Annotated in this window: 10 protein-coding genes, 1 tRNA gene and 1 rRNA gene; 11 read left to right on the top strand and 1 reads right to left on the bottom strand. The window is 71.4% G+C overall.

Annotated elements, in window-relative coordinates:
- Together rrf and ACIQVI_RS30305 are read left to right on the top strand one after the other, a co-directional pair.
- A 5S ribosomal RNA gene (gene rrf, locus ACIQVI_RS30310) occupies nt 1-94 on the top strand; the annotation flags it as partial.
- Nucleotides 95-98: 4 nt separating this feature from the next.
- Nucleotides 99-174: transfer RNA gene (locus ACIQVI_RS30305), tRNA-Thr, on the top strand.
- 100 nt (nt 175-274) lie between these two features.
- Here the strand turns inward: ACIQVI_RS30305 and ACIQVI_RS30300 are convergent.
- Nucleotides 275-2,920, bottom strand: coding sequence for a SpoIIE family protein phosphatase (locus tag ACIQVI_RS30300; RefSeq protein WP_351972329.1), 2,646 nt, complete (start codon nt 2,918-2,920; stop codon nt 275-277).
- Nucleotides 2,921-3,188: 268 nt separating this feature from the next.
- Between ACIQVI_RS30300 and ACIQVI_RS30295 the strand changes: the two genes are divergently transcribed.
- The 9 genes from ACIQVI_RS30295 to ACIQVI_RS30255 all read left to right on the top strand — a co-directional run bounded on the left by ACIQVI_RS30295 (nt 3,189) and on the right by ACIQVI_RS30255 (nt 17,719).
- The gene (locus ACIQVI_RS30295; protein WP_351972330.1) at nt 3,189-8,672 is read left to right on the top strand and encodes a HAMP domain-containing protein; all 5,484 of its coding nucleotides are present in this window, start codon (nt 3,189-3,191) and stop codon (nt 8,670-8,672) included.
- 336 nt (nt 8,673-9,008) lie between these two features.
- Nucleotides 9,009-9,683, top strand: a complete 675-nt coding sequence (locus tag ACIQVI_RS30290) for a two-component system response regulator (protein WP_053646858.1) — start codon at nt 9,009-9,011, stop codon at nt 9,681-9,683.
- Between the two features lie 137 nt (nt 9,684-9,820).
- The gene (locus ACIQVI_RS30285; RefSeq protein WP_403601633.1) at nt 9,821-12,673 is read left to right on the top strand and encodes a DNA translocase FtsK; all 2,853 of its coding nucleotides are present in this window, start codon (nt 9,821-9,823) and stop codon (nt 12,671-12,673) included.
- A 251-nt stretch (nt 12,674-12,924) separates the two neighbouring features.
- Nucleotides 12,925-13,752, top strand: a complete 828-nt coding sequence (locus ACIQVI_RS30280) for a RodZ domain-containing protein (protein WP_351972332.1) — start codon at nt 12,925-12,927, stop codon at nt 13,750-13,752.
- Between the two features lie 91 nt (nt 13,753-13,843).
- Nucleotides 13,844-15,337 (top strand): 30S ribosomal protein S12 methylthiotransferase RimO, encoded by a 1,494-nt coding sequence (gene rimO, locus ACIQVI_RS30275; protein WP_062751908.1) that lies wholly within the window; start codon nt 13,844-13,846, stop codon nt 15,335-15,337.
- Nucleotides 15,334-16,011, top strand: coding sequence for a CDP-diacylglycerol--glycerol-3-phosphate 3-phosphatidyltransferase (pgsA, locus tag ACIQVI_RS30270; protein WP_351973669.1), 678 nt, complete (start codon nt 15,334-15,336; stop codon nt 16,009-16,011). Before rimO ends, pgsA begins: the two co-directional genes overlap by 4 nt.
- Complete coding sequence (locus tag ACIQVI_RS30265) at nt 16,008-16,598, top strand: CinA family protein (RefSeq protein ID WP_403601628.1); 591 nt, start codon at nt 16,008-16,010, stop codon at nt 16,596-16,598. Before pgsA ends, ACIQVI_RS30265 begins: the two co-directional genes overlap by 4 nt.
- Before the next feature lie 109 nt (nt 16,599-16,707).
- Nucleotides 16,708-17,091 (top strand): helix-turn-helix domain-containing protein, encoded by a 384-nt coding sequence (locus ACIQVI_RS30260; protein WP_053646870.1) that lies wholly within the window; start codon nt 16,708-16,710, stop codon nt 17,089-17,091.
- A gap of 157 nt (nt 17,092-17,248) precedes the next feature.
- Nucleotides 17,249-17,719, top strand: coding sequence for a DNA starvation/stationary phase protection protein (locus ACIQVI_RS30255; RefSeq protein ID WP_351973671.1), 471 nt, complete (start codon nt 17,249-17,251; stop codon nt 17,717-17,719).
- The last annotated feature ends 75 nt before the right edge of the window (nt 17,720-17,794 follow it).

The raw sequence follows: 17,794 nt of genomic DNA, 5'->3' as shown, positions 1-17,794 counted from the left end.
AACGCCCGGTTACATTCCGAACCCGGAAGCTAAGCCTTTCAGCGCCGATGGTACTGCAGGGGGGACCCTGTGGGAGAGTAGGACACCGCCGAACACCTGCCCTTTTAGCTCAGTCGGTAGAGCGTCTCCATGGTAAGGAGAAGGTCAACGGTTCGATTCCGTTAAAGGGCTCCAAAGAAAAAGGCCCCCGCCTCAGGCGGGGGCCTTTTTGCGTTCCCCGGAAGGAAGAAGGACATGCGTAAGGCGCCTCCCCAGGAGGGAAGGCGCCTTGCCGTCAGCGGTCGTCCGGCTCGCGCAGGCGCATCGCCAGGATGGCCATGTCGTCGGAGGCCGGGGCCTGGGCGAAGCGTTCGACCGCGCGCAGGACGCGGGCGGCGACCGCGCCGGCCGTCAGGCCCGTACACGTCTTGAGGACGTCGGCGAGGCCGTCGTCGCCCAACATGCGGGAGCCCTCGCGGCGCTCCGTCACGCCGTCCGTGACGCACAGGAGGACGTCGCCCGGGTCGAGCGTGACCGTCTCCTCGTACAGCTCCAGGTCGTCCATGACGCCCAGGAGCGGCTGGGGCTCGGCCGCGGGGCGGACCGTGCCGTCGGGGCTGAGGCGCAGGGGCAGCGGGTGGCCGGCGCAGACGACCTTGAGGATCGCGGAGCCGTCCTCCTGCGGGCGCATCTCGCCGTAGAGGAGGGTGAGGAAGCGGCTGCGGGCGCCCTCGTCGAGGATCGCCGCGTTCAGGCGCTCCAGGACGGCCGGGCCGCCGAGGCCCTCGCGGGCGAGCAGGCGCAGGGCGTGGCGGGCCAGGCCGGTGACGGCGGCCGCCTCCGGGCCCGTACCGCAGACGTCGCCGATGGCGAATCCGTACGCGCCGTCGCTGATCGGGAAGAGGTCGTAGAAGTCGCCGCCGACCTCGTTGCCCTCGCCGGCCGCGCGGTAGATGACGTCGACCTCGACCCCCGGGATGTCGGGGAGGCCGGGCGGCAGGAGGCTGCGCTGGAGGGACTGGCTGATCGCCACGCGCTCCGAGTAGAGGCGGGCGTTGTCCAGGGCCAGGGCGGCCCGGCGGGACAGGTCCTCGGCGAGCTCCAGGATCTCCTGGCGGAAGTGGTCCTCGGAGGGCCTGCCGAGCGTCAACATGCCGATGACCCGGTTCCGGGCCACCAGGGGCAGGACGACCGTCTCGCCGGCGACCGTGCTCGCCGTGGCCAGCGTGGTGTCGATGCCCGGCGAGAGCGGGCTCGACGGGTGATCCAGGGCGTGCACCGAGGCGGTGAGCGCGGCCCGGTGGGCGGCTTCGCCCGGCGCGGTCCAGACCCGGGCGCCGGGCGTCGGCACCGGGTCGGGCGGCGTGATCGAGGAGAGCAGCTCCTTGAGGCCGTCGATGCGGTCCTCGTCCTCGTGGAGCACGTACGAGAGGTACGGGTCGGAGGACTGGTCGGCGATCGTGTAGACCGCGCACCAGGTCGCGAGGGTGGGGACCGTCATCTGGGCCATCAGGGCCAGGGTCTGGTCGCGGTCGAGGGTGCCGGCCAGGAGGTCGGAGGCCTCGACGAGGAAGCTGAGGGAGCCGCGGCGCAGGCGCTCCAGCTCGCCGAGCCGGGCGGACTCCACGGCCAGGGCGATGCGGTCGGCGGCGAACTGGAGGCGCAGGGCCTCCTCGTTCGAGTAGCGGTTCGCGGCCTCGGCGGCCACGCCCAGGGAGCCGGTGAGGCGGCCCTCGACCTTGAGGGGGACGGTGACCACCGAGCGCATCCCGGTGTCCTCCAGGAGCGGGACGGCTCCGGGGACGGCGGCCAGGTCCTCGTGGACGGCGGGCATCCGGGCGGAGCCGTACCGGCTGGCGCCGGTTTCGACGGGTACGCGCGCGAAGCGCTGGCGGGCGGCCGGGAGACCGGTGGTCGCCCGTACCTCCAGCTCCGTCTCGTCGTCGGTGGCGAGCAGGAGGAAGGCGGCGTCGCCGTCGAGCATGTCACGGGCGCGCTCGACCGTGCGCTGGAGCAGGCCGTCGAGGTCGTCGGGGGCCGGGGAGCCGATGAAGACCTCGAAGGGGTCGGTGGCGCGGCTCTCGGCGCCCGGCTCGGCCGCGGGGCGCTGCGGGGTCTGGAGGACGGCCCGCTCGTGCTCGCGGACCAGGAGGCAGACGGTGGAGGGCTCGCCCTGGGAGTCGCGGACCCGCAGGTGCGCGGCGTAGACGGGGACGACCCGGCCGTCGGCGCAGCGGATGCCGTAGCTGCCCTCCCAGCGGGAGAGGCGCAGGGCCTCGGCGAGGCCGGTGCCGATGCCGGGGGTGTGGGGCCAGGCGGCGAAGTCGCCCAGGGGCTTGCCGGTGACCTGCTCGGGGCCGTACCCGAAGAGTTCCCCCGCGTCCTCGTTCCAGGCGGTGATCGCGCCGGCCCGGTCGATCTGGACGACGGCGACGCGGACGCGGCTGTCGGCGACCGGGAGGAGGGCGTCGGGGAGGACCGGCCCGGCGGAGCGGGTGCCGACGGGGCGCTGCGGGAGGTCGAGGTGGAACCAGACGTGCTTGCGCGTGGGGGAGTAGTCGACGCCCCAGCGGTGGGCGAGGGCGGCGCAGAGCAGCAGGCCGCGGCCGTTCTCGCGGTCCGGGGAGGCGAGGGTGCGGCCGCTCTGGACCGGGATCTCGCGCTCGGGGTAGCGGTCGGAGACCTCGACGCGGATGCTGTCGTCGGAGCGCAGGCAGAGCACGTCGGCGGCGGTGCCGGCGTGGATGACGGCGTTGGTGACGAGTTCGCTGGTGAGGACGACGGCGTCGTCCACCAGCTCCGGGTGCCCCCAGCCCTGGAGGGTGTCCCGGACGAAGGCCCGTGCGGCCGCGACGGACCGCCCGACGGGCTCGAAGCTGGCAGTCGCCCGCGCGGTGATCACAGCACTCCTCGTACGCGTCTCGACGCCCGGCTCTGCCATGCTCGGTCTTGTCCTTCCCGCTGCCCGGTGGTCGTGCGCGCACCACACCGTCCCCGCCGGGCGGACCGGGGCGGCTGGACAGCCGGATGCCAGGTTACTTACCTTCGCTGTCCGAGCGGATGCCGGTCACCGCTGATTCCGTCCCTCGGGGGTAGGGACGCCGTCGAAGCTGCCGAACTGTTATCGCCTGGTTCGGTCACGGTGAAACACTGGGCAGGCTACCGGCAGAGCCGGAGCGGTACGGTCGACCCCTTTCGGGAGGGACACGGTGGAGTCTGGCACGGCGGCGCGTCGCGGCGGAGGCAGCGGTACGCGCACGAGGGGCGGGCGTTCCCGTGGGGGGACGGTCCAGGTGGACGCCGCGGCGCTGGAGCGGTTGCTCTCCGCGTTGGTGTCGATGCGGGACGGGAACTTCCGCAGGCGGCTCACGGTGTCCGGCGACGGGGTCATGGCGGAGATCTCCGCCGTGTTCAACGAGGTCGCGGACCGGCAGCTGCACGTGACCGGGGAGCTGTCGCGGGTCCGGCGGGTCGTCGGGCGCGAGGGCAAGCTGTCCGAGCGCCTGGAGGCCGGGGCCAGCGAGGGGGCGTGGGCGGCGGCGATCGAGGCCGCGAACGCGCTCGTCGACGACCTGGCCAGGCCGGTGTCCGAGGTGGGCCGGGTGCTGTCGGCGGTGGCCGAGGGCGATCTGGAGCAGCGGATGGACCTGCGGTCGGAGGGTTCCGACGGGACGGTCCGGCCGCTGCGGGGCGAGTTCCTGAAGGTCGCGCGTACCGCCAACAACCTCGTCGACCAGCTGTCGGTGTTCGCCTCCGAGGTGACCAGGGTCGCCGTCGAGGTGGGGACCGACGGCAAGCTGGGCGGTCAGGCGCAGGTGCGCGGGGTGTCCGGTTCGTGGAAGGACCTCACGGACTCGGTCAACACCATGGCGAACCGGCTGACGGCCCAGGTGCGGGACATCGCCCTGGTGACGACGGCGGTCGCCAACGGCGATCTGTCGCAGAAGGTCACGGCGAACGTGGCCGGCGAGATGCTGGAGCTCAAGAACACCGTCAACCGGATGGTGGACCAGCTGTCGTCGTTCTCCTCCGAGGTGACCCGGGTCGCGCGCGAGGTGGGCACCGAGGGCGAGCTGGGCGGTCAGGCCGAGGTGGCCGGGGTCGCCGGCGTGTGGAAGGACCTCACCGACTCCGTCAACACGATGGCGGGCAACCTCACCAATCAGGTGAGGGGGATCGCCGAGGTGACGACCGCCGTCGCCAACGGCGACCTGTCGCAGAAGGTGCGGGTCTCGGCGCGCGGCGAGATCGCGCAGCTCGCGGACACGATCAACCAGATGACCAAGACGCTGCGGACGTTCGCCGACGAGGTGACCCGCGTCTCGGGGGAGGTCGGCGCGCAGGGACTGCTCGGCGGCCAGGCGCAGGTGCCGGGCGCGGCGGGGACGTGGAAGGACCTCACGGACTCCGTCAACACGGTCTTCCGGAACATCACCACGCAGGTGCGGGACATCGCGCAGGTGACGACGGCCGTGGCCAACGGTGATCTGTCGCAGAAGGTCACGGTGGACGTGGCCGGGGAGATGCTGGAGCTGAAGAACACCGTCAACACGATGGTGGACCAGCTCTCCGCCTTCGGCTCCGAGGTGACCCGGGTGGCCCGGGAGGTCGGCGTCGAGGGTCTGCTCGGCGGCCAGGCCGAGGTGCCGGGCGCGGCGGGCACGTGGAAGGACCTCACCGATTCGGTGAACACGGCCTTCCGCAACCTGACCGGTCAGGTGCGGGACATCGCGCAGGTGACGACGGCGGTCGCCAACGGCGATCTGTCGCAGAAGGTCACGGTCGACGTGGCCGGGGAGATGCTGGAGCTCAAGAACACCGTCAACACGATGGTGTCGCAGCTGTCGTCGTTCGCGGACCAGGTGACCCGGATGGCCCGGGACGTGGGCACCGAGGGCCGGCTCGGCGGTCAGGCGCGCGTGGACGGGGTCTCCGGGCGCTGGCGGGAGCTCACCGACTCGGTGAACTTCATGGCCGGCAACCTGACCTCGCAGGTGCGGCAGATCGCGCAGGTGACGACGGCCGTGGCGCGCGGTGACCTGTCGCAGAAGATCGACGTGGACGCGCGCGGCGAGATCCTGGAGCTGAAGAACACCATCAACACGATGGTTGACCAGCTCTCCGCGTTCGCCGACCAGGTGACGCGGGTGGCCCGCGAGGTGGGCACCGACGGGCGGCTCGGCGGTCAGGCGCAGGTGCCCGGCGTGGCCGGTGTGTGGCGGGACCTGACCGACTCGGTGAACGGCATGGCCGGCAACCTCACCACCCAGGTCCGCAACATCGCCCAGGTCGCCACGGCGGTCGCGCGCGGTGACCTGTCGCAGAAGATCGACGTGGACGCGCGCGGCGAGATCCTGGAGCTGAAGAACACCCTCAACACGATGGTGGACCAGCTCTCGAACTTCGCCGAGCAGGTGACCCGGGTCGCCCGCGAGGTGGGCACCGAGGGAATGCTGGGCGGCCAGGCCGAGGTGCAGGGCGTCTCGGGCACCTGGAAGGACCTCACCCAGTCGGTGAACTTCATGGCGAACAACCTCACCATCCAGGTGCGGAACATCGCCGAGGTCACGACCGCGGTCGCCATGGGCGACCTGTCGAAGAAGATCACGGTCGACGCCCGGGGCGAGATCCTGGAGCTGGTGACGACCGTCAACACGATGGTGGACCAGCTGTCGAACTTCGCGGACGAGGTCACGCGCGTGGCGCGTGAGGTGGGTACCGAGGGCATTCTCGGCGGCCAGGCGCGCGTGCGCGGGGTCACCGGCACCTGGAAGGACCTCAGCGACAACGTCAACCTGATGGCCAACAACCTGACCAGCCAGGTGCGGAACATCTCCCGGGTCTCCGCGGCCGTCGCCAACGGCGACCTGACCAAGAAGGTGACCGTCGAGGCGCGCGGCGAGGTCGCCGAACTCGCCGAGACCGTCAACACGATGGTGACGACCCTGTCGTCGTTCGCGGACGAGGTCACGCGCGTGGCGCGCGAGGTGGGCACCGAGGGCGAGCTGGGCGGCCAGGCCCGGGTGCCGGGGGTCTCCGGCACCTGGAAGGACCTGACCGAGTCGGTGAACTCGATGGCCTCCAACCTGACCGGTCAGGTGCGCCAGATCGCGGCCGTCACGACCGCCATCGCCAAGGGCGACCTGACCAAGAAGATCGACATCGACGCGCGCGGCGAGATCCAGGAGCTGAAGAACACCATCAACACGATGGTCGACCAGCTGTCGAACTTCGCCGAGGAGGTCACGCGCGTGGCGCGCGAGGTGGGTACGGAGGGCATCCTCGGCGGTCAGGCGCGCGTGCGGGACGTCGACGGCACCTGGCGCGACCTGACCGAGTCCGTGAACGAGATGGCCGGGAACCTGACCCGCCAGGTGCGGGCCATCGCGGCCGTGGCCACGGCGGTCACCCGGGGCGACCTCAACCTCAAGATCGACGGCGTGGACGCGGCGGGCGAGATCCAGGCGCTCCAGGACAACATCAACACGATGATCACCAACCTGCGCGACACCACCCTCGCCAACGAGGAGCAGGACTGGCTGAAGGGCAACCTGGCCCGCATCTCCGGCCTCATGCAGGGCCGGCGGGACCTGGACGACGTGGCCTCGCTCATCATGAGCGAGCTGACGCCGGTGGTGTCGGCCCAGCACGGCGCCTTCTTCGTGGCCATGCCGACCGGCTCCGCCCACGGCGACGCCGAACTCGTCGGCGAGGGGGACGGCTCGTACGAGCTGCGGATGCGCGGGAGTTACGGGTACTCCGCCGGTTCCATGCCGACCTCGTTCCGTCCCGGCGAGACCCTCATCGGGACGGCGGCCGAGGAGAAGCGGACCATCCAGGTCAACGTGCCGCCGGGCTACCTGAAGATCTCCTCCGGGCTCGGGGAGGCCTCGCCCGCGCACGTGATCGTGCTGCCGGTCCTCTTCGAGGGCAAGGTCCTCGGCGTCATCGAGCTGGCCTCCTTCCAGCCGTTCACCCAGATCCAGCGCGACTTCCTCAACCAGCTCGCGGAGCTGATCGCCACCACCGTCAACACCATCAGCGTCAACACCAAGACGGAAGTGCTGCTCCAGCAGTCGCAGGAGCTCACCGAGCAGCTCAAGGAGCGCTCGGCCGAGCTGGAGCACCGGCAGAAGGAGCTCCAGGGCTCCAACCTGGAGCTGGAGGAGAAGGCCGAGCTGCTCGCCCGGCAGAACCGCGACATCGAGGTGAAGAACACCGAGATCGAAGAGGCCCGGCAGGTCCTGGAGGAGCGGGCCGAACAGCTCGCGGTCTCCATGCGGTACAAGTCCGAGTTCCTGGCGAACATGTCGCACGAGCTGCGCACCCCGCTCAACTCGCTGCTGATCCTGGCCAAGTTGCTCGCGGACAACGCCGAGACGAACCTGACGCCCAAGCAGGTCGAGTTCGCCGAGACCATCCACGGGGCCGGTTCGGACCTGCTCCAGCTGATCAACGACATCCTCGACCTGTCCAAGGTCGAGGCGGGCAAGATGGACGTCTCGCCGACCCGGATCGCGCTCGTGCAGCTCGTCGACTACGTGGAGGCGACCTTCCGGCCGCTCACGGCGGAGAAGGGGCTCGACTTCTCGGTGCGGGTCTCGCCGGAGCTGCCGGCCACGCTCCACACCGACGAGCAGCGCCTCCTGCAGGTGCTGCGCAACCTCCTGTCCAACGCGGTGAAGTTCACCGACACGGGCGCGGTGGAGCTGGTGATCCGGCCGGCCGGCACGGACGTGCCGCAGTCGATCCGCGAGCAGCTCCTGGAGGCCGGTTCGCTGCGCGACCCGGAGGCCGAGCTGATCGCGTTCTCGGTCACCGACACCGGGATCGGGATCGCGGCGAGCAAGATGCGGGTCATCTTCGAGGCCTTCAAGCAGGCCGACGGCACGACCAGCCGGAAGTACGGCGGTACGGGTCTGGGGCTCTCGATCAGCCGGGAGATCGCGCGGCTGCTCGGCGGCGAGATCTTCGCCGCGAGCGAGCCGGGCCGCGGCTCGACGTTCACCCTGTACCTGCCGCTGAACCCGACCGAGCTGCCCGCGCCGGGCTACGGTCAGGGCGCGCAGGACGGCGAGGACCAGCAGCAGGGCGCCGAGGAGGGGACGGCCGGGGCCGTCCACCCGTTCCCGCACTTCCCGCCGGCGCCGGTACGGACGGAGTCGCGCTCGGGGGCCGGGGCGCTGTTCCGGCACCGGCGGAAGGCGGCCGCGGAGGCGACCGGGGGGCGGAGCGCGGTGCCGGGGCAGCCCGGGCAGCAGCCCGCGCCCGAGCGGGAGGAGCAGCAGGAGGCGGCGCCGCGCCGCACCTTCGGCTTCTCCGGCGAGAAGGTGCTCATCGTGGACGACGACATCCGCAACGTCTTCGCGCTCACCAGCGTCCTGGAGCAGCACGGGCTCGCGGTGCTGTACGCGGAGAACGGGCGGGAGGGCATCGAGGTCCTGGAGCAGCACGACGACGCGGCGGTCGTCCTGATGGACATCATGATGCCGGAGATGGACGGGTACGCGACGACGACCGCGATCCGGCGGATGCCGCAGTTCGCGGGTCTTCCGATCATCGCCCTGACGGCGAAGGCGATGAAGGGCGACCGGGAGAAGGCGATCGAGTCGGGCGCCTCGGACTACGTGACCAAGCCGGTCGACCCCGACCACCTGCTGTCGGTCATGGAGCAGTGGATGCGGGGGGAGTGACCCGGGCGGGGCCGCGCGGAGCGCCGCGCGGCCTCGGGACCTCCCCGGACACCTCCCCGGACACCTCCCCGGGCACGCCCCGGAAAGATCTCCGGCGGGGTGTCGCCACGGGCGTGTGAGAGGGCGGGATACGGGGAACCTTCTGGTCTCCCACCGCGTTTTTCCTCCGTGCACAGTGACATCGCGGTGACAGGGTGTGGCGACGGGCGGGGTGCGGCTACGATGACCGGCACAAGGACGGACGGCGCTAGGGAGTCGTCTTCTGGGGCGGCGCCCGGTGCCTCCCCCGGTTCGGGGGACCGGGCGGAGCCGTCGCCGGGACGAGGAGGACGGGGCATGGTGCAGAAGGCCAAGATCCTCCTGGTCGATGACCGGCCGGAGAATCTGCTGGCGCTGGAGGCCATTCTCTCCGCGCTCGATCAGACGCTGGTGCGGGCATCGTCCGGGGAGGAAGCGCTCAAGGCGCTGTTGACGGACGACTTCGCGGTCATTCTGCTCGACGTCCAGATGCCGGGAATGGACGGTTTCGAGACCGCCGCCCACATCAAGCGGCGCGAGCGGACCCGGGACATCCCGATCATCTTCCTCACCGCCATCAACCACGGTCCCCACCACACCTTCCGGGGATACGCGGCGGGAGCGGTCGACTACATCTCGAAGCCCTTCGACCCGTGGGTGCTGCGCGCCAAGGTCTCCGTCTTCGTCGAGCTCTACATGAAGAACTGCAAGCTGCGCGAGCAGGCCGCCCTGCTGCGGCTCCAGTTGGAGGGCGGCGGCGAGAGCGGTCACGGCAAGGAGTCCGCCGGTCTGCTCGCCGAGCTCTCCGCCCGCCTCGCGGCCGTCGAGGAGCAGGCGGAGGCGCTGTCGAAGCAGCTCGACGACGACTCGGCCGACGCGGCCGCCGTCGCCACCGCCGCCCACCTGGAGCGCAAGCTCACCGGGCTGCGGCGGGCCCTGGACGCCCTGGAGCCGGGCGCCGGCGCCGCGCCGACCCTGCCCAGCCAGAGCTGACGAACCGTCACGAAGCGCCCCGGCCCGTCGAGGTCCGGGGCGCTTCGTCGTGATGCGGCGTCAGCATCGCGCCTCCGCGCGGACGACACGAACGGGTGAGGCGGACAGCCGGTTCCCACACGGGTAACCTCGGCATCATGGCTTCACGTACGTCCGGCAAGACCCAGGGCACGGCGGGCACCGCAAAGCCGCGCGCCGGCCGTACGGCGGGCGCCGCGAAGAAGGCGGCCCCCGCGAAGTCCCCCGCCAAGCCCCCCGCGAAGAACGCGAGGAACGCTCCGGCGAAGAAGGCCTCCGCCAAGAAGGCCGCGCCCGCCAAGCGCGCGCCCGCGCGGAAGCCGGCGGCGAAGAAGGCCCCGCCCCGTCCCGCCCCGTCCCCGACCGGGGGCGTCTACCGGCTCGTGCGCGGCGCCTGGCTCGGCCTCGCCCACGCGGTGGGGGCGGTCTTCCGGGGCATAGGACGCGGGGCCAAGGGGCTCGACCCGGTCCACCGCAAGGACGGGGTCGCGCTGCTCCTCCTCGGCCTCGCGCTGATCGTCGCCGTGGGCACCTGGTCCAATCTGCGCGGTCCGGTCGGCGACCTCGTCGAGATGCTGGTCACCGGGGCCTTCGGACGGCTCGACCTCCTGGTGCCGCTGCTGCTCGCCGGGATGGGCGTGCGCCTGATCCTCTATCCGGAGCGGCCGGAGGCCAACGGCCGGATCGTCATCGGCCTCTCCGCCCTCGCCCTCGGCGTCCTGGGCCAGGTGCACATCGCGTGCGGCTCGCCGGGCCGCGGCGACGGCGCGGGCGCCGTGCAGGACGCGGGCGGCCTCATCGGCTGGGCCGCGTCCCAGCCCCTCGTCTTCATGATGGGCGAGGTCCTCGCCGTACCGATGCTGGTGCTGCTCACCGTCTTCGGCCTGCTCGTCGTCACCGCCACCCCGGTCAACGCGATCCCGCAGCGCCTTCGCGCCCTCGGCGTCCGGCTCGGCGTCGTGGAACCGCCCTACGACCCGGCGGAGGCCGAGGAGTACGCGCGCGAGGAGTACGACGAGCAGTGGCGGGACGCGGAGCCGGGGCCCGCGCGGCCCGTCCGGCGGCGTGCCACCGGCCCGGCGGAGCCGTACGACGTGGACCGGGCCGAGGAGGAGATGCTGGAGCGGCGCGGCCGCCCGGCGCGCCGGACCTCCCGGCGGAGCGGCTTCGAGCCCGGCCTCGACCCGGTGGACGTCGCCGCCGCGGCGGCCGCCGCGCTGGACGGCGCGGTGCTCAACGGGATGCCCCCGTCCCCGATCGTCGCCGACCTGACCAAGGACGTCACCGCCGAGCGGAACGCCGCCCTGGCCGCCTCCGGCACCGAGGAGGCCGGAGACGGCGGAGCCTCCGCGGCCGTCGGGAAGCCGGCGCCGACCGCGCCCGTGCCGTCCGCCCGGGGCGAGGACGCGCGCGGCGGAGGCGTACCCGATCTGACCAAGCCCGCGCCCGAGCCGACGGACCTGCCGTCGCGGGCCGAGCAGCTCCAGCTGTCCGGTGACATCACCTACGCGCTGCCGTCGATGGACCTGCTGGAGCGGGGCGGGCCGGGCAAGACGCGCAGTGCGGCGAACGACGCCGTGGTCGCCTCGCTGTCCAACGTCTTCGCCGAGTTCAAGGTCGACGCGGCGGTCACCGGTTTCACCCGGGGGCCGACGGTCACGCGGTACGAGGTCGAGCTCGGGCCCGCGGTGAAGGTCGAGAAGATCACGGCCCTGGCCAAGAACATCGCCTACGCGGTGGCCTCCCCGGACGTGCGGATCATCTCGCCGATCCCGGGCAAGTCCGCGGTCGGCATCGAGATCCCCAACAGCGACCGCGAGATGGTCAACCTGGGGGACGTGCTGCGGCTCGCGGACGCGGCCGGGGACGACCATCCGATGCTGGTCGCGCTCGGCAAGGACGTCGAGGGCGGCTACGTGATGGCGAACCTGGCGAAGATGCCGCACATCCTGGTCGCCGGCGCCACCGGCTCCGGCAAGTCCTCGTGCATCAACTGCCTCATCACCTCGGTGATGATAAGGGCGACCCCCGAGGACGTCCGGATGGTCCTCGTCGACCCCAAGCGGGTCGAGCTGACCGCGTACGAGGGCATCCCGCACCTGATCACCCCGATCATCACCAACCCCAAGAAGGCCGCCGAGGCCCTGCAGTGGGTGGTGCGCGAGATGGACCTGCGCTACGACGACCTGGCGGCCTTCGGCTTCCGGCACATCGACGACTTCAACGAGGCCATCCGGGCCGGCAAGGTCAAGCTCCCGGAGGGCAGCGAGCGCGAGCTCAGCCCCTACCCGTACCTCCTGGTGATCGTCGACGAGCTCGCCGACCTGATGATGGTCGCGCCCCGGGACGTCGAGGACGCGATCGTGCGCATCACCCAGTTGGCCCGTGCCGCCGGCATCCATCTGGTCCTGGCCACCCAGCGGCCGTCCGTGGACGTCGTCACCGGTCTGATCAAGGCGAACGTGCCCTCCAGGCTCGCCTTCGCCACCTCCTCGCTCGCCGACAGCCGGGTCATCCTCGACCAGCCCGGCGCCGAGAAGCTGATCGGCAAGGGCGACGGGCTGTTCCTGCCGATGGGCGCCAACAAGCCCGTCCGGATGCAGGGCGCCTTCGTCACCGAGCACGAGGTCGCCACCGTCGTGCAGCACTGCAAGGACCAGATGACGCCCGTCTTCCGGGACGACGTCACCGTGGGCAGCAAGCAGAAGAAGGAGATCGACGAGGAGATCGGCGACGACCTCGACCTGCTGTGCCAGGCCGCCGAGCTGGTCGTCTCCACCCAGTTCGGCTCCACCTCCATGCTCCAGCGCAAGCTGCGCGTCGGCTTCGCCAAGGCCGGTCGGCTGATGGACCTGATGGAGTCCCGCAACATCGTCGGACCCAGCGAGGGCTCCAAGGCCCGCGACGTCCTCGTCAAACCCGACGAACTCGACGGGGTCCTCGCCGTCATCCGGGGCGAATCGGCCGGGTAGCCGGAGGCCCGCGGCCGGGGCCGGGTGTGGGCGCCGGAAGGCGGGGTACCCGTTCGAGATCCGGCCGAGACTCACTCGTAAGAAAAGGGTGAGCAACCGTTTCCCCTGGCCGTACGTCAAGTTGGAGGGAGGGACAGAAGGATGTCCCAGCCTCATGGCGTACAAACAGCACCCGCCCGGTTGCCCCACCCTTTCGTACCACCCATAGACTGAACGTCCAGCAGGTGGCTACACGCTCGAAAGGCGCTCTCGTGTCCATCGGCAACTCCCCCGAAGACGACCGGACCTTCCCGGCAGACGACCGGGACCCGATCGGTCGTGCCCTCCAGCAGGCCCGTATCGCCGCCGGTCTCACCGTCGAAGAGGTCAGTGCCTCCACCCGTGTCCGGACCCCGATCGTGCACGCGATCGAGGAGGACGACTTCTCGCGCTGTGGCGGCGACGTCTACGCCCGCGGCCACATCCGTACCCTCGCGCGCGTCGTCGGCCTCGACCCGGCTCCGCTGATCGAGCAGTTCGACGCCGAGCACGGCGGCCGTCCCGCACCCACCCCCGCCGCCCCGCTGTTCGAGGCGGAACGCATCCGTCCCGAGCCGCGCCGGCCCAACTGGACCGCCGCGATGGTCGCGGCCATCGTCGCCGTCGTCGGGTTCGTCGGCTTCACGATGTTCGACGACAACGACGCCCCGAAGGGGACCACCGCGGCCGACGGCGGCCCGGCGCCCGCCCCGGAGCAGGCGACCTCGGCCGCCAAGCCGAAGCCGGTCAAGCCCGTCGCGCCCAAGCCCACCGAGAGCGCGATCGCCGCGGTCCCGCAGGACAAGGTCACGATCAAGCTCTCCGCCGTCGACGGCAAGAGCTGGATCTCGGCCAAGGCCCACGACGGCAAGCTGCTCTTCGACGGGCTGCTCCTGGAGGGCGAGACCAAGACCTTCCAGGACGACGAGCGCATCGACCTGGTCCTCGGCAACGCCGGTGCCATCGAGCTCTACGTCAACGGCAAGAAGGTCGCCGACAAGTTCGAATCCGGCCAGGTCGAGCGGCTGACGTACACCAAGGGCGACCCCCAGGCCGGCTGAGCCGGTCCGGTCACCGCCCCGATGTGACCTCCGTCGCGCGGGTGAACCCTGCGCGACGGGGGAACGGCCGGGACGAAGTAGTCTTGAGTCCATGCCCGAACGCCGTACCGTCGCCCTTGTCACTCTTGGCTGCGCCCGTAACGAGGTGGACTCGGAGGAGCTCGCAGGCCGCTTGGCAGCGGACGGCTGGGAGCTCGTCGAGAACGCCGAGCAAGCGGACGTCGCCGTCGTCAACACCTGCGGATTCGTCGAGGCCGCCAAGAAGGACTCCGTCGACGCCCTGCTCGAAGCCAATGATCTGAAGGACCACGGCAGGACCCAGGCCGTCGTCGCCGTCGGCTGCATGGCCGAGCGGTACGGCAAGGAGCTCGCCGAAGCCCTCCCGGAGGCCGACGGCGTCCTCGGCTTCGACGACTACGCCGACATCTCCAACCGCCTCCAGACCATCCTCAGCGGTGGCAGCGTCGAGGCCCACACCCCGCGCGACCGGCGCAAGCTGCTGCCGCTCTCGCCCGTGGAGCGCCAGGAGGCCGCGGCCGCCGTGGCCCTGCCCGGACACGGCGACGGCGCCGAGGCGCCCACCGACGCCCCGGCCGACCTGCCCGAGGGCCTCGCGCCCGCCTCCGGTCCGCGCGCGCCGCTCCGCCGGCGCCTGGACGCCAGTCCCGTCGCCTCCGTGAAGCTGGCCTCCGGCTGCGACCGCCGCTGCACCTTCTGCGCCATCCCCTCCTTCCGCGGCTCCTTCGTCTCGCGCCGCCCCTCGGACGTGCTGAACGAGACGCGCTGGCTCGCCGAGCAGGGCGTGAAGGAGATCATGCTGGTCTCCGAGAACAACACCTCCTACGGCAAGGACCTCGGCGACATCCGCCTCCTGGAGGGCCTGCTGCCCGAGCTGGCGGCCGTGGACGGCATCGAGCGCGTCCGCGTCAGCTACCTCCAGCCCGCCGAGATGCGCCCCGGTCTGATCGACGTCCTCACCTCCACCGAGAAGGTCGTCCCGTACTTCGACCTCTCCTTCCAGCACAGCGCCCCGGACGTGCTGCGGGCCATGCGCCGCTTCGGCGACACCGACCGCTTCCTGGAGCTCCTGGAGACCATCCGCTCCAAGGCCCCCACGGCCGGCGCCCGCTCCAACTTCATCGTCGGCTTCCCCGGCGAGACCGAGGCGGACTTCGCCGAGCTGGAACGCTTCATCACCCACGCGCGCCTCGACGCCATCGGCGTCTTCGGCTACTCCGACGAGGACGGCACCGAGGCCGCCACGTACGAGCACAAGCTCGACCAGGAGGTCGTCGACAAGCGGCTCGCCCACCTCTCCCGGCTCGCCGAGGAGCTCACCGCGCAGCGCGCGGAGGAGCGGATCGGCGAGACCCTGGAGGTACTCGTGGAGTCCCTGGACGAGGAGGACGGCTGGATCGGCCGCGCCGCCCACCAGGCCCCCGAGACCGACGGGCAGGTGGTCCTCGTCACCGCCGACGGCACGGACCCCGACCTGGCCCCGGGCCGTATGGTCAGGGCGAAGGTCGTCGGGACGGAGGGCGTCGACCTGGTGGCCGAGTGTCTTTTCGAGGAGGCGGGCAGATGACCGGAGTCCCGGCATCCGCGACGGGCGGGACCGGTAGGCCGACGCCCCGCGGCAAGCTGGGCGCGGCGGCCGTCAACCAGGCCAGCCTGTGGAACATCGCGAACATCCTCACCATGATCCGGCTGGTGCTCGTGCCCGCCTTCGTGGTGCTGCTGCTCCAGGACGGCGGGCACGACCCCGCGTGGCGGGCCTGGGCCTGGGCGGCATTCGCGGTGGCCATGATCACGGACGTCTTCGACGGGCACCTCGCCCGTACGTACAACCTGGTCACCGACTTCGGGAAGATCGCCGACCCGATCGCGGACAAGGCGATCATGGCGGCCGGTCTGATCTCCCTGTCCTCGCTCGGGGATCTCCCCTGGTGGGTGACGGCGGTCATCCTGGCCCGGGAGCTGGGGATCACCCTGATGCGGTTCTGGGTCATCCGGCACGGAATCATTCCCGCCAGTCGCGGCGGCAAGATGAAGACCCTGGCCCAGGGCACGGCCGTCGGCATGTACGTGCTCATGCTCACCGGGCCGCTGGCCACCCTCCGCTTCTGGGTGATGACGGTGGCCGTCGTGCTGACGGTCCTCACCGGCCTGGACTACGTGCGGCAGGCCGTCGTGCTGCGGCGCAGGGGCCTCGCCGCCGAGCGGGCCGCCGCCGAGCGCGCGGAGGCGGCCGCGCGATGACCGAGGCCGCCCGGGTGCTCGCGCTGCTCGCCGAGCGGGGCCAGACACTGGCCGTCGCGGAGTCGCTCACGGGCGGTCTGGTGGCCGCCGAGCTCACCGGCGTCCCCGGCGCCTCGGCGTCCTTCCGGGGCTCCGTCACCGCCTACGCCACCGCCCTCAAGCACGAGCTCCTCGGCGTCGACGGGGCCCTGCTCGCGGAGCGCGGAGCGGTGGACCCCGAGGTCGCGTCGCAGATGGCGGCCGGTGTACGGGCCCGGCTCGGCGCCGACTGGGGCATCGCGACGACCGGGGTCGCGGGCCCCGACCCGCAGGACGGACAGCCCGTCGGAACCGTCTACGTGGCGGTCGCGGGACCGGCCGGGGCGGTCGCGGGACCGGCCGGGGAGGCGTCCCCTACGGGGTCCCCCGCCGGGTCACGGGCGGGGTCACGGGCGGGTTCGCCGACGGGGAAAGTGGTCCCGTTGAGGTTGAACGGCGATCGTGGGGAAATCCGTAGGGAGAGCGTACGGATCGTGCTCGCACTGCTCCACGGGGAACTCTCGGGAAATGCGCGGGCACAGGATACGGAACAGAACGGGGGGAATTGATGTTTGCAGCCCTGAGTGAACACGACATCGCTCCCCGCACGGCCGCGGCGCGAGGCGGTACGGTGGGGCGTGAAGGATGCGGCTACGCGGTCCGAGGAGGGAGCCACCGATGATTCTGCTCCGTCGCCTGCTGGGTGACGTGCTGCGTCGGCAGCGCCAGCGCCAGGGCCGTACTCTGCGCGAAGTCTCCTCGTCCGCCCGAGTCTCGCTCGGCTATCTCTCCGAGGTGGAGCGGGGGCAGAAGGAGGCTTCCTCCGAGCTGCTCTCCGCGATCTGCGACGCGCTGGACGTACGGATGTCCGAGCTCATGCGCGAAGTGAGCGACGAGCTGTCGCTGGCCGAACTGGCCGAGTCGGCAGCAGCGAGCGAACAGGTGCCGGCACCGGTTCGTCCGATGCTCAATTCGGTGTCGGTGACGTCGGTGGCGGGTGTGTCCCCCGAGCGGGTGACCATCAAGGCGCCCGCGGAAGCGGTCGACGTCGTCGCCGCCTGAACCGAAACGAGGGTGAGGCCCCGGTCCGTGTCCCGTCAGGGACGCCGACCGGGGCCTCACCTTTTTCCGGTATTCCTTTGAGCTGATTTGTTTGAGATGCCGGGTTCCGGAGAGGCGTGCCATGGTGGGAGAACGTTCGACTGGTTGGAGATTCCGCATGTCTGTCGTGAAGAGCACGCTGTCCGAGACCGACCTCAAGACCGTGGGGAACGCTCTCCAGGGAGCCCTCGTCGACCTGGTCGACCTCTCCCTGGTCGCCAAGCAGGTGCACTGGAACGTCGTCGGACCGCGCTTCCGCTCCGTCCACCTCCAGCTGGACGAGGTGGTCACCACGGCCCGGACGCACTCCGACACCGTGGCCGAGCGCGCCTCCGCCCTGGGCGTCAACCCGGACGGGCGAGCGGCCACCGTGGCGTCGTCGAGCGCGATCGGAACGGTGCCGGAGGGCTGGATCAAGGACGTGGACGCGGTGAAGATCCTCGTCGACGCCCTCGGGGCCGTCACCACCCGGATGCGGGAGCGGATCGACGCGACCGGCGACCCCGACCCGGTCACCCAGGACATCCTGATCGCCCTGACCGGCGAGCTCGAGAAGCACGCGTGGATGTTCCAGGCGGAGAGCGTCTGAGGAGGGCCGGGGCGTGCTGATACGCACGGTGTGCGCCGGGGCGGGCCCTGGTGCGCCCTCCCGCAGGGTGATCCT

This window comes from Streptomyces sp. NPDC098101 (genome assembly GCF_044760185.1).
Classification (GTDB): Bacteria; Actinomycetota; Actinomycetes; order Streptomycetales; family Streptomycetaceae; genus Streptomyces.
Note: the sequence above shows the minus strand (reverse complement) of the source record. Positions and strands in the feature narration are given on the sequence as shown.

Coding starts and splice junctions, on each gene's coding strand:
- ACIQVI_RS30265 (WP_403601628.1), top strand. CDS start 16,008: ATGACCGAGGCCGCCCGGGTGCTCGCGCTGCTCGCCGAGCGGGGCCAG.
- rimO (WP_062751908.1), top strand. CDS start 13,844: ATGCCCGAACGCCGTACCGTCGCCCTTGTCACTCTTGGCTGCGCCCGT.
- ACIQVI_RS30255 (WP_351973671.1), top strand. CDS start 17,249: ATGTCTGTCGTGAAGAGCACGCTGTCCGAGACCGACCTCAAGACCGTG.
- pgsA (WP_351973669.1), top strand. CDS start 15,334: ATGACCGGAGTCCCGGCATCCGCGACGGGCGGGACCGGTAGGCCGACG.
- ACIQVI_RS30300 (WP_351972329.1), bottom strand. CDS start 2,920: ATGGCAGAGCCGGGCGTCGAGACGCGTACGAGGAGTGCTGTGATCACC.
- ACIQVI_RS30290 (WP_053646858.1), top strand. CDS start 9,009: ATGGTGCAGAAGGCCAAGATCCTCCTGGTCGATGACCGGCCGGAGAAT.
- ACIQVI_RS30260 (WP_053646870.1), top strand. CDS start 16,708: ATGATTCTGCTCCGTCGCCTGCTGGGTGACGTGCTGCGTCGGCAGCGC.
- ACIQVI_RS30285 (WP_403601633.1), top strand. CDS start 9,821: ATGGCTTCACGTACGTCCGGCAAGACCCAGGGCACGGCGGGCACCGCA.